Below are 12,082 nucleotides of genomic sequence, written 5' to 3'. Positions count from 1 at the left end.
TAGAGAGTTTTCTTTCCCGCTTCCTATCCAAAAATATGCAGCCACTATCACATTTTCATATCAATATGATATTTACAGCGCGTGTTTTATCAATTTCGCAAAGCTGCCCTACCTGGTTCTCTTTACATTGGCAATGAACTACGTAATTTCGTGATTCACTTCTCAAAATCGCGGCCAAATAACGGTTTTCACATCATCAGTGACGTTCTGGCGCACTAATTGCTTGATGTGCATTAGCGCTGGCTGTCGCTATTTCGGTACCCCCGCACATCCGACCGCACAGCAATCATTAAGCTCGTTACTTACAATCAGGATTAAAAATGAAAACTGTCAACGAATTGATTAAGGATATCAATCAGCTTAATTCTCACCTCCACGAGAAGGACTTTCTGCTGACGTGGGAGCAATCTCCAGATGAGCTGAAACAGGTACTGGACGTTGCCGCTGCGCTCAAGGGGCTGCGCGCCGAAAACATCGCCACCAAAGTGTTTAACAGCGGGCTGGGGATTTCCGTTTTTCGCGATAACTCAACGCGCACCCGCTTCTCCTACGCTTCAGCGTTAAACCTGTTAGGCCTTGCCCAGCAGGACCTTGATGAAGGGAAATCGCAAATCGCCCACGGGGAAACGGTTCGCGAAACAGCCAACATGATTTCTTTCTGCGCGGACGCCATCGGGATCCGCGATGACATGTATCTCGGCGCGGGTAACGCCTATATGCGTGAAGTAGGCGAAGCGCTCGACGACGGACACCAGCAGGGTGTTCTGCCACAGCGTCCCGCGCTAATCAACCTGCAGTGCGATATCGACCACCCGACCCAATCAATGGCCGATCTGGCCTGGCTGCGTGAGCATTTCGGCTCGCTGGAAAACCTGAAAGGCAAAAAAATCGCCATGACCTGGGCCTATTCCCCAAGCTACGGCAAACCCCTTTCCGTGCCGCAGGGAATTATCGGTCTGATGACCCGCTTTGGTATGGACGTCACCCTCGCGCACCCTGAAGGTTACGACCTGATCCCAGAAGTGCTCGAGGTTGCCGAACGCAATGCCAAAGCCTCCGGGGGGAGCTTCCGTCAGGTCACAGATATGGCCGAAGCCTTCAAAGACGCAGACATTGTTTACCCGAAATCCTGGGCACCTTACAAGGTCATGGAAGAACGCACCGAACTGCTACGTGCTAACGATCACGACGGCCTGAAAGCGCTGGAGAAAGCCTGCCTGGCGCAAAATGCCAAACACAAAGACTGGCACTGCACCGAAGAGATGATGGCAAAAACCCACCAGGGCGATGCCCTGTATATGCACTGTCTGCCTGCCGATATCACCGGCGTCTCCTGTGATGAAGGTGAAGTGGCCGAAGCGGTGTTCGAGAAATACCGTATTGCTACCTATAAAGAAGCGAGCTGGAAACCTTACATCATTGCCTCGATGATCCTGTGCCGCAAATACGCCAAACCAGGCCAGCTTCTGGCAGAGCTGCTCAGCGAAGGGCAGAAACGCATCAAATAAATTTCCCGGCTGGCTGACCCGCCAGCCTTATCTTTTACACCTGGGAGAAGGATCGCGTATGTCTACTTTCTCAATGAAGATGGATATTGCCGACAACCATTTTTTTACCGGGGAACACTCGTCGCTGTTCTCTCGCCAGCAGGCGCAGCAGGCCCGGCAGTTCCATCAAAAAATAGCCGGTTACAGACCGACCCCCCTGTATGCCCTGAATGACCTGGCCGCCCTGTTTGGCGTGCACAAAATTCTGGTCAAAGACGAATCGCAGCGCTTCGGTCTCAACGCCTTCAAAATGCTGGGCGGCTCCTATGCCATCGCCCAGTTACTCTGCGAAAAGTATCATCTCGATATCAAAACCCTTTCCTTTGATGCGCTGAAAAATAGCATCAAAGAGAAGATGACCTTCGCCACTACCACCGATGGCAACCACGGACGAGGTGTGGCCTGGGCGGCTAAACAGCTTGGGCAAAAAGCGGTTATCTACATGCCGAAAGGCTCCGCGCAGGAACGCGTTGACGCCATTCTTCGCCTCGGTGCTCAGTGCATCGTCACCGACATGAACTACGACGATACCGTCCGTTTTACCCTACAAATGGCGCAAAAAAACGGTTGGGAAGTGGTGCAGGACACCGCTTGGGAAGGCTACACAAAAATCCCAACCTGGATCATGCAGGGCTACGCCACTCTCGCCGACGAAGCGGCCGAACAGATAGCCTCTATGGGCATTGCCCGCCCGACGCACGTCTTCCTTCAGGCGGGTGTTGGCGCGATGGCTGGCGGCGTGCTCGGCTATCTGACCAACGTCTATGACGCGCGTGAATTGACCTCGGTGATTGTTGAGCCGGACCAGGCCGACTGCATTTATCGCTCTGGTGTCAAAGGTGAGATGGTCAACGTCGGTGGCGATATGGCCACCATTATGGCGGGCCTCGCCTGCGGTGAACCCAACCCGCTGGGCTGGGAGATCCTGCGTAACTGTGCCAGCCATTTTGTCTCCTGCCAGGACGCCGTCGCGGCGCTAGGGATGCGGGTACTGGGCAATCCCCTCGGCAACGATCCCGCCATTATCTCCGGTGAATCCGGCGCCGTCGGTGTGGGTCTACTTACCGCCATTCACTGCCACCCCGACCGCGACGTGCTAAGACAAAAACTCGGGCTGGACAGCCACTCCGTGGTACTGGCGATCAGCACCGAAGGTGACACAGATGCGAAGCACTACCGGGAAGTGGTCTGGGAAGGCAAACATCCGGCAGCGCGATAACGCATATTCATTTCATCCCGGAACACGGGACAACAAGGACTGGAGAACAACTCAATGGCTAAGCAAATTCCTTTCAAACTGATCACCGAAAAAGCAAAACATTATCAAGATGATATGACGCGCTTTCTGCGCGACATGATCGCTATCCCCAGCGAAAGCTGTGATGAAAAGCACGTCGTACACCGCATCAAAGAAGAGATGGAAAAAGTCGGGTTCGATAAGGTGGAAATCGACCCGATGGGCAACGTGCTTGGCTATATCGGCCACGGCCCGCGTCTGGTGGCAATGGATGCCCATATCGATACTGTCGGCATCGGCAACATCAAAAACTGGAACTTTGACCCGTACAAAGGCATGGAAACCGATGAATTGATCGGTGGACGCGGCGCGTCAGATCAGGAAGGCGGCATGGCCTCGATGGTTTACGCCGGGAAAATTATTAAAGATTTGGGGCTGGAAGATGAGTACACCCTGCTGGTGACCGGCACCGTGCAGGAAGAGGATTGTGACGGCCTGTGCTGGCAATACATTATCGAGCAGTCCGGCATCCGTCCTGAGTTCGTGGTTAGCACTGAGCCAACCGACTGCCAGATCTATCGCGGCCAGCGCGGACGCATGGAAATTCGCGTTGATGTTCAGGGCGTCAGTTGCCACGGCTCAGCGCCGGAACGCGGCGACAACGCCATCTTCAAAATGGGTCCAATCCTCAACGACCTGCAGGGGCTTTCACACAATCTGGGCAACGATGAATTCCTCGGCAAAGGCACTCTCACCGTCTCCGAAATCTTCTTCACCTCACCGAGCCGCTGCGCGGTGGCAGACAGTTGCGCCGTCTCCATCGACCGTCGTCTGACCTGGGGTGAAACCTGGGAAGGCGCACTGGACGAGATCCGCGCCCTGCCTGCGGTCAAAAATGCCGGTGCGGTCGTTTCCATGTACAACTACGATCGCCCTTCGTGGACCGGGCTGGTCTACCCCACTGAGTGCTACTTCCCGACCTGGAAAGTGGAAGAGAACCACTTCACCGTCCGCGCCCTGAGCAACGCCTATGAAGGTCTGTTTGGCAAAGCGCCAGTCGTTGATAAGTGGACCTTCTCCACCAACGGCGTATCGATCATGGGTCGTCACGGTATTCCGGTGATCGGCTTTGGTCCTGGTAAAGAGCCCGAAGCGCACGCGCCGAACGAGAAGACCTGGAAATCACATCTGGTCACCTGCGCCGCCATGTACGCCGCTATTCCACTGAGCTGGCTGGCAAACGAATAATCGCTTTCAGGATCACCTCCCGCCGCACCCACGGTGGGAGTCTGGGGTTTTCTATGCGCCTGTTGATTAAAAATGGCCTTGTCGTCAACGCCGACGGGCAGGCAAAGCAGGATTTGTTGATCGAAGGGGGTCGGGTCAAGCAGCTCGCCCCTCATATCGCGGTCGAGCCGTCCTGCAAGATCATTGATGCCGAGGGGTGCTACGTCATGCCCGGTGGGGTCGATGTTCATACCCACTTTAATATTGATACCGGTCTCGCACGCAGCTGCGATGATTTCTTCACCGGTACTCGCGCCGCCGCCTGTGGCGGAACCACCACGATTGTCGACCATATGGGTTTTGGTCCGTCGGGCTGTCGGCTGCGCCACCAGCTTGAGGCCTACCAGGGTTACGCAGCCTACAAAGCGGTGATCGACTACAGCTTTCACGGCGTGATTCAGCACATTAACGCCGCCATTCTCGATGAAATTCCGATGATGGTGGAGGCGGGCATCAGCAGCTTTAAACTCTATCTGACCTATCAGTACAAACTGAACGATGAGGAGGTTTTGCAGGCGCTGCACCACCTGCATCGCGCTCATGCCCTGGCCACCGTTCACCCGGAAAACGACGCGGCCATCAAGCAAAAACGCGCCGAGTTTATCACCGCCGGAAAAACTGCCCCGCGCTACCACGCCCTGAGCCGTCCGGTCGAGTGTGAAGCTGAAGCTATCGCCCGAATGATCAACCTGGCTCAGCTCGCGGGCAACGCGCCGCTGTATATCGTGCATCTCTCCAACGGCTTGGGGCTGGACTATTTACGCCTTGCCCGCGCCCGCCGCCAGCCGGTATGGGTCGAGACCTGTCCGCAATACTTGTTACTTAACGATCTTTACTACGAACGCGATGACGCGCTGCAGTTTATTCTCAGCCCACCTTTGCGTAACGCCAGCAACAACGACGCCCTGTGGAGCGGCATTGCTGATGGTGCCATAGACGTGGTGGCGACCGATCACTGCGCCTTCTCAATGGCCCAGCGCCAGCAGATCTCCGGCGGTGATTTCAGCCGCTGTCCGAACGGTCTTCCGGGCGTTGAAAACCGCCTGCTACTGATGTTCTCAAACGGAGTCATGACCGGGCGCATCACGCCAGAACGCTTCGTCGCACTGACCAGTACCAACCCGGCAAAGCTGTTTGGCATGTGGCCGCAAAAAGGGCTGCTCGCCCCCGAATCGGATGCCGACGTGGTGATTATTGATCCGAAAAGGACCACTACCATCCGCCATGACATGCTGCACGACAACGCCGACTACTCGCCGTGGGAGGGCTTTATCTGTCAGGGGGCGATTCGCCAAACCCTTTCTCGCGGCCGGGTGATTTATGACAACGGCAACTTTACCGGCAGCGCCGGACAGGGCCGCTTTATCCGCCGCCAGCCTTTTTCTGCGACTCACGCTCCCGCCACGGGATTGCATCTTAATGAGAGGAATTAATGCGTAAAAAAATCGTTCTCGCTCTGGGCGGGAATGCCCTGGGCGACAATCTTGCCGGGCAAATGCAGGCCGTGAAGCAAACGGCACAAGCGATCGTCGATCTGATCGCGCAGGGGCATCAGGTGGTCGTCACACACGGAAATGGCCCGCAGGTGGGGATGATCAACCTCGCTTTCGAAGCCGCCGCCAGAACCGAAGCCCACACCCCGATGCTGCCGATGTCCGTCTGCGTGGCCCTGAGCCAGGGTTATATCGGCTACGATCTGCAAAACGCCCTGCGCGAAGAGCTGCTCAGCCGCAACATGCCCATTCCTGTCGCCACGTTGATTACTCAGGTGGAAGTGGATGCCAACGACGAGGCTTTCCGCAACCCGACAAAACCGATCGGGTCCTTTTTCAGCAAAGACGAAGCCGACGCGCTGACGAAGCAAGGCTACACCCTGAAAGAAGATGCCGGGCGCGGGTATCGTCGCGTGGTGGCCTCGCCGCAACCACTGGATATTATTGAAAAAGAAACGGTCAAAGCGCTGATGAACGCCGGTCAGGTAGTGATCACCGCCGGTGGCGGCGGTATTCCGGTGGTCCGAGAGGGGCACCATCTGCGCGGCGTCAGCGCAGTGATTGATAAAGACTGGGCCAGTGCCCGGCTGGCGGCGATGATCGACGCCGACATGCTGATCATCCTCACCGCCGTGGAAAAGGTCGCCATCAACTTTGGCAAATCGAACGAACAGTGGCTGGAGAAATTGTCTCTGCACGATGCCGAGCGCTTCATTGCCGAAGGGCATTTTGCCAAAGGCTCAATGCTGCCAAAAGTGGAAGCTGCGGCCTCTTTCGCCCGTTCGCGTCCCGGTCGTCAGGCGCTCATTACTATGCTGAGCAAAGCCAAAGAGGGCATCGAAGGCAAAACCGGAACGATTATCGAAGGCTAATCGCCGGCAATCGTCACCATCATCAGGCCCCCAGGGGCCTGATTTTTTACCTGCAAAAGCTCCGCCAGCACGCTGATGGCAATTTCATTCGGCGTTTCGGCCCCAATGTCATACCCCACCGGGGCACGCAGACGGGCGATATCCGCTTCCGCCACACCGTTTTCCCGCATCTGACGGACAAAAACCTGCACCTTACGCCGACTGGCAAGTAGCCCAAGCCAGACCACCGGCAACACAATCAGCTTATCCAGCGCTTCACGATCCTGGTTATTGGTGGCGATCAGCACGAAGTTTTCAGGGCAAATCGCCAGTTGCTCGACGGCTGCCCCGAACGTGGGCGCATGCAGTAAGGTAGTCGATGGCGGAAAGTAGGTCGGGTTCAGGCTCTCTTCGTGGATATCCGCCACCGCAATATCAAAACCCAGCAACACCGCCCCATGCGCAATCGCCCGATTGACGTGTCCGCCGCCGATCAATACCAGCCGCGGGCGCAAACCGTGCACGCTGATGTAAACCGACATCGCTCCGCCGCAGTCTGACCCGACCGCATCGTTGCCGTTGCGCGCCATGCGCCCGTGGAACATTCGCGAAGCCTTTTCCTGCATCGCTTCCAGCGCTTCGGCAATCACCTTCCGCTCCACCATTCCCCCGCCAATGGTCCCCACAATAGAGCCATCATCGCGGATCAGCATCTGGGCAGAATGTCTGGGAGTAGAACCGCGGCTATCGACAATTTGCGCCAGCGCAAACGCGCGGTTTTGCTCTTCAAGCCGTGCGGCTTCTGCGAAAATATTCATAGCAACCTCGATGATTATTCCTTTGTTCCCAATCCCGTTTGCCATGCAAGGTTTGTGCTGATTTCATCTCTGTCGTGTTAAAGCGTGAGCGTCGTCAGCTTATTTCCCTTATCGGTACTTTTTTCGCCCTGACGTGCTGCCCTCTTTCGCTGAAATATTATCATTCTGATAGCTTGCTTCTGTTTTTGAGAAATAAAACCACGCTTTAAAAAAGAGTGATTTTAATTCGCATCAAGCATCGGAATATTATTTACCGTATCGTCACCGACTTTCGATCTGGTTCACAAATTCATTCAATCTCTGGTCGCCAGGGAATACGTGGTGTGAATATTGCTCTCCTTCTCCTCATTCACTGGAATTATCACAAAACGAGCAATGTCTTTCTGACAAATTAAGGAGAAGGTTATGGGGGATATTATGCGTCCCGTTCCATTTGAGGAACTCTTGACGCGCATTTTTGACGAATACCAGAGCCAGCATTCCATTTTTGGTATTCCTGAGCAGCAGTTTTACAAGCAGACAGTACCGCACAGCCTCAGCGTGTTTGGCGAAAGCTGTACCACCCCCGTGGGCCCTGCCGCCGGGCCACATACCCAGCTGGCGCAGAATATCATTACCTCCTGGCTGACCGGTGGGCGGTTTATCGAACTGAAAACCGTGCAAATTCTTGACCGCCTGGAGCTGGAAAAACCCTGCATTGATGCGGAAGACGAATGTTTTAACACCGAATGGTCTACGGAATTTACCCTCCTGAAAGCCTGGGATGAATATCTTAAGGCGTGGTTTATTCTGCATCTGCTGGAAGAACTCTTCCCTCTCACGCCCGTCGAAAACGGCAAATCTTTTATTTTCAATATGAGCGTCGGCTATAACCTCGAGGGAATTAAGCAGCCGCCGATGCAGCAGTTTATCGATAATATGATCGATGCCTCTGAACAACCTAAATTTGCTGAATATCGCGACACGCTTAACCGCTGGTTGCAGGATGAGTCCTTTATTAACCGCGTCAATCCGGCAGCGAAGCGATATCACCTTGCGACGCTGGCCCAGCGCATCCCAGGGACGCTGGTGCAGAGCATCACCTTATCCACCATGCATGGCTGCCCGCCCGATGAAATCGAAGCCATCTGCCGCTATATGCTGGAGGAGAAAAACCTTAATACCTTCGTGAAACTCAATCCGACATTATTGGGTTATCCGCGCGTGAGGGAAATTCTCGACTCTTGCGGCTTCGGGTATATCAAACTCAGCGAAGAATCCTTCGAGCACGATCTCAAAATTGGTCGTGCGCTGGAGATGTTAAAACGGCTGATGGCGATCGCCAAAACGCGCTCGCTGGGCTTCGGGGTAAAACTCACCAACACCCTCGGTACCCTCAACAACAAAGGCGCGCTGCCGGGCGGCGAAATGTACATGTCCGGGCGCGCGCTGTTCCCGCTGTCGATCAACGTTGCGGCACTGCTGTCGCGGGAATTCGACGGCAAGCTGCCCATCTCCTACTCCGGCGGGGCAAGCCAGGTTAATATCCGCGAGATCTTCGAGACCGGGATTCGCCCGATCACTATGGCGACGGATCTGCTCAAACCCGGCGGCTACCTGCGCCTGACCGCCTGTCTGCATGAGCTGGAATCCTCCGACGGCTGGGAAATGCCGCTGATTGACGTCGCGCGCCTGAACGCCCTGGCTGAAAAAGCGACGACTATGGCCTATACCCAGAAAAGCTGGAAGCCGGAAGATCGCATTGAGGTCGCCGAACCGCTGCCAATGTTCGATTGTTACGTTGCCCCTTGCGTTACAGCCTGCGCCATCAAGCAGGACATCCCGGAATACATCAGTCTGCTGGGACAGCAGCGTTATGCCGACGCGCTAGAGCTTATTTATCAGCGCAACGCCCTGCCTGCGATCACCGGCCATATCTGCGATCACCAGTGCCAGTACAACTGTACGCGCCTTGATTACGACAGCGCACTCAACATCCGCGAACTGAAAAAAATAGCCCTCGAAAAAGGCTGGGATGAGTATCAGCGCCGCTGGCATAAACCGGCAGGTTCCGGCTCTCTGCATCCGGTCGCGGTGATCGGCGCAGGTCCGGCGGGGCTAGCGGCGGGCTACTTCCTCGCTCGCGCCGGTCATCCGGTCACGCTGTTTGAACGCGAAGAGAACGCCGGTGGCGTGGTCAAAAACATCATTCCTCAGTTCCGCATCCCCGGCGAACTCATCCAGCATGACATCGATTTTGTGGTCGACCACGGCGTGAAAATTGTTTACGGCTGTGACCCGCATTTGAGCGTTGAAAAGCTCCAGCAGGAAGGCTTCCAGTATGTACTGGTTGGCATCGGCACCAATAAAAACAGCGGTGTGACGCTACGCGGCGATAACCCGAACGTGCGTAAATCTCTCGATTTCCTGCGCGAATTGAATCGCGGCGATACCCTTCATCTCGGCAAACATGTGGCTATTGTCGGGGCGGGAAATACGGCGATGGACTGCGCTCGTGCGGCTTTGCGCGTGCCGGGCGTGGAAAAAGCCACCATCGTCTATCGCCGCTCGCAGCAGGAAATGCCCGCCTGGCGGGAAGAGGTTGAAGAGGCCCTGCACGACGGCGTCGCTTTCCAGTTCTTGAGCAATCCCGAACAATTCAACGCTGACGGGACGCTTGTCGTGCGTGTGATGACCCTCGGCGAGCCCGATGAAAAAGGCCGTCGCCGTCCGGTGGAAACCGCAGAAACGCGTACCATGCAGGTCGATACGCTGATCACCGCCATCGGCGAACAGCAGGACACCGACGCGCTGACCGCGATGGGTATTCCGCTGGATGCACGAGGCTGGCCAGAGGTCAATGCCGACGGTGAAACCCGCAAACCGGGCGTGTTCCTGATTGGCGATGTTCAGCGCGGGCCGTCTTCCATCGTCGCCGCCATCGGCAATGCCCGGCGGGCGACGGACGTGATCTTGGCGCGGGAAAACATCGCCAGTTCTCACGCCAATAAACACTGGAACAACGTCGATCCGGCGCAGGTTTATCAGCGCAAAGGGGCGATTGTCATCGCTGAAATCAGTAAAGACGACAGCGATGCGTTCGTCGCCCAGGAAGCCAGCCGCTGCCTGGAGTGCAACTACATCTGCAGCAAGTGTGTCGACGTCTGCCCTAACCGTGCCAACGTTTCTATCGCCGTACCTGGCTTCCAGAACCGCTATCAGACATTGCATCTCGATGCATATTGCAACGAATGCGGGAACTGCGCGCAGTTCTGCCCGTGGCAGGGAAAACCGTATAAAGACAAAGTGACCGTCTTTAGTCTGGCGCAGGATTTCCTCCACAGCAGCAATCCTGGATTCTTCGTCGATAACCACAGCCTACATGTCCGGCAGAACGACCAAATCTGGCAGCTCTCGATCGGCAACGACGGTCAGTTCGCTGAGGTTCCCTTGGAGCTGAATGCGCTCTGTCGCATCATCAGCCATGTCCATCAGCACCACAGCTATCTGCTGGGAGGCGTTGAAATATGAGTATCTTAATTCTGAAAAATGCGACAGGCGTGCAGCTACATCCGGCGAAGGTGTGGGAAAACGTCGATATCGCCATTGAAAACGACGTCATCCTGGAGGTCGGTCCTTCGCTCTCCGCGCGCTATCCACAGGCGAAGAGCAAAGAGATGAACGGGCGCATCGTCATGCCAGGCATGGTCTGTGCGCATAACCACTTCTATTCAGGCCTGTCGCGCGGCATTCAGGCGACGATCCCGCCCTGCCCAGATTTTATCTCGACGCTGAAAAACCTGTGGTGGCGTCTCGACCGGGCGCTGGATGAAGAATCACTTTACTACAGCGGGCTGATTTGCGCGCTGGAAGCGATCCGCAGCGGCTGTACTGCGGTGATTGATCATCACGCCTCCCCAGCTTATATCGGTGGTTCGCTTAGCCAGCTGCGCAACGCCTTCCTGAAAGTCGGTCTGCGCGGCATGACCTGCTTCGAAACCACCGATCGCAACGGCGGCACTAAAGAGCTACGGGCCGGTGTCGAGGAGAATATTCGCTTTGCCGGGGAGATCGACGCAGCCCGCAAAAAAGGCGAGCAGCCGTATCTGGTAGAGGCGCATATCGGGGCGCATGCGCCCTTTACCGTGCCCGACGAAGGGCTGGGGATGCTGAGAGAAGCGCTCAAAATCACCGGGCGCGGCCTGCATATTCATGCCGCCGAAGACGGGTATGACGTTTCGCACAGCCATCACCGTTATGGGAAAGATCTGCTGGTACGCCTCGCCGAATTTGACCTGCTCGACAGTAAAACGTTAGTCGCCCACGGGTTGTATCTTTCAGAGGCGGATATCGCGCTGCTGAATGCCAGCGACGGTTTTCTGGTACACAACGCCCGCTCCAATATGAACAACCACGTCGGGTATAACCAACATTTACTCGAAATACGCAATCTGGCGCTGGGCACCGACGGTATTGGTTCCGATATGTTTGAAGAGATGAAGTTTGCCTTCTTCAAACACCGCGACGCGGGCGGACCGCTGTGGCCGGACAGCTTCGCCCGCGCATTAAGTAACGGCAACGAGCTTCTGAACCGCAACTTCAACGCTCGCTTTGGTCGCCTGGAAGCCGGCTACAAAGCGGATCTGACAATTTGTGACTATCAGCCACCAACGCCGCTTATTGCGGAAAACATTGCCGGGCATATCGCCTTCGGCATGGGCGCTAATAGCGTGTACGGCGTGATGGTCAACGGTGTGACGATCTATGAAAACCGGCAGTTTACCTTCGACTGCGAACCGATCTTCACCGAAGCACAAAGGGTGGCGAAGAAACTCTGGGCGCGGATGGATAACCTGTCCTGATAAAAAAA

The 12,082-nt window shown here is 55.7% G+C and carries 7 protein-coding genes and 1 pseudogene; 7 read left to right on the top strand and 1 reads right to left on the bottom strand.

The genetic code is table 11. The features are described from left to right. Positions 1-320: 320 nt before the first annotated feature. From ygeW to arcC, 5 genes are read left to right on the top strand one after another with little or no spacing between them, the layout of a single operon-like run. Entirely contained in the window at positions 321-1,508 is a 1,188-nt protein-coding gene (ygeW, locus tag JBO43_RS13615; RefSeq protein ID WP_202674528.1) for a knotted carbamoyltransferase YgeW, read from the top strand. A gap of 58 nt (positions 1,509-1,566) precedes the next feature. After that, a complete protein-coding gene (dpaL, locus tag JBO43_RS13610) occupies positions 1,567-2,766 on the top strand; it encodes a diaminopropionate ammonia-lyase (protein WP_202674527.1) in 1,200 nt (399 codons plus the stop codon). Positions 2,767-2,820: 54 nt separating this feature from the next. After that, positions 2,821-4,032, top strand: coding sequence for a YgeY family selenium metabolism-linked hydrolase (locus tag JBO43_RS13605; protein WP_202674526.1), 1,212 nt, complete (start codon positions 2,821-2,823; stop codon positions 4,030-4,032). A gap of 53 nt (positions 4,033-4,085) precedes the next feature. Next, positions 4,086-5,504, top strand: a complete 1,419-nt coding sequence (hydA, locus tag JBO43_RS13600) for a dihydropyrimidinase (RefSeq protein WP_202674525.1) — start codon at positions 4,086-4,088, stop codon at positions 5,502-5,504. Beyond that, the gene (gene arcC, locus JBO43_RS13595; RefSeq protein WP_202674524.1) at positions 5,504-6,436 is read left to right on the top strand and encodes a carbamate kinase; all 933 of its coding nucleotides are present in this window, start codon (positions 5,504-5,506) and stop codon (positions 6,434-6,436) included. The genes hydA and arcC overlap by 1 nt, the downstream gene beginning before the upstream one ends. A gap of 17 nt (positions 6,437-6,453) precedes the next feature. On the opposite strand, the pseudogene JBO43_RS13590 reads toward arcC, so the two are convergent. Further along, positions 6,454-7,233 (bottom strand): annotated as a pseudogene (locus tag JBO43_RS13590) (XdhC family protein); the annotation flags it as partial. A gap of 405 nt (positions 7,234-7,638) precedes the next feature. Between JBO43_RS13590 and ygfK the strand changes: the two are divergent. Both ygfK and ssnA read left to right on the top strand, forming a co-directional pair. Further along, a complete protein-coding gene (gene ygfK, locus JBO43_RS13585; RefSeq protein ID WP_202674522.1) occupies positions 7,639-10,743 on the top strand; it encodes a putative selenate reductase subunit YgfK in 3,105 nt (1,034 codons plus the stop codon). Continuing rightward, positions 10,740-12,074: a putative aminohydrolase SsnA gene (gene ssnA / locus JBO43_RS13580; protein WP_202674521.1), complete on the top strand. Its 1,335-nt coding sequence runs from the start codon at positions 10,740-10,742 to the stop codon at positions 12,072-12,074. Before ygfK ends, ssnA begins: the two co-directional genes overlap by 4 nt. Positions 12,075-12,082 lie beyond the last annotated feature (8 nt).

The organism is Lelliottia jeotgali (assembly GCF_016771845.1).
GTDB lineage: Bacteria > Pseudomonadota > Gammaproteobacteria > Enterobacterales > Enterobacteriaceae > Enterobacter > Enterobacter jeotgali.
Note: the sequence above shows the minus strand (reverse complement) of the source record. Positions and strands in the feature narration are given on the sequence as shown.